Consider the following 389-nt stretch of genomic DNA (forward strand, 5'->3'; position numbering starts at 1 on the left):
AACATGTCCGTGTTCAACACCGAGTGGAACCGGATCGGCGACGACGCGGCCGCCGCGCAGGTGCGCACGGCCGTCGAGCACCTGCTCCGCGGCCCGGAGTCCACCCCGCTCGAGGACCGGCTGACGCAGCTGATCGACGACACCACGTCCCTCGGGATGAAGGGGTTCAAGGAGGCGCTGCTGACCAAGGTGCTGTGCATCGTCCACCCCGACGAGTACCTGACGATCCTCAAGTACACCGGCACGGCCGGGAAGGTCGAGGTCGCGCGCGCGATCTGGGGCGTCGAGCTGCCGGACCCGCACCGCGTCACGTGGACCATCGGTCGGCTCATCGTGTGGAGCAACACTCTCCTGCGGTGGCTCGTCGGCGACGGGTTCGAGAACCAGCA

At 68.1% G+C, this 389-nt stretch carries 1 pseudogene; it reads left to right on the forward strand.

Annotated elements, in window-relative coordinates:
- Positions 1–389 (forward strand): annotated as a pseudogene (locus G3I78_RS50560) (hypothetical protein); the annotation flags it as partial.

Origin of the sequence: Streptomyces sp. SID13726 (assembly GCF_010548375.1) — a bacterium.
Classification (GTDB): domain Bacteria; phylum Actinomycetota; class Actinomycetes; order Streptomycetales; family Streptomycetaceae; genus Streptomyces.